Annotated in this window: 1 protein-coding gene; it reads right to left on the bottom strand. The window is 55.7% G+C overall.

The features are described 5' to 3' along the window. On the bottom strand, positions 1-237 hold a 237-nt coding region (locus tag R0J87_RS24595; protein ID WP_498889658.1), incomplete at both ends, for a phage tail protein.

The raw sequence follows: 237 nt of genomic DNA, 5'->3' as shown, positions 1-237 counted from the left end.
CTTCATTGCGGTACTCCAGCAGCTGCAGCTGTACGTCGGTGACCATGGCCCTGCCATCGTGAATGAATTCAGTTTTGCCTTCGGTGAGGTTGCGAATGGTCCAGCGCCCGAGATTGTTGCCCTGCCCGTCGCTGACTTGCTGCGGTTCATCAATCAGAACGCGGATCTTGTCTACTTTGGCAGTGGCCCCGTATTGCAACCACTTGGCCGATAAATCGATAGATTCCAGCGGCCGTC

The sequence above is a fragment of the Halomonas sp. SIMBA_159 genome (assembly GCF_046536035.1).
GTDB classification, from domain to species: Bacteria; Pseudomonadota; Gammaproteobacteria; order Pseudomonadales; family Halomonadaceae; genus Vreelandella; species Vreelandella venusta_A.
Note: the sequence above shows the minus strand (reverse complement) of the source record. Positions and strands in the feature narration are given on the sequence as shown.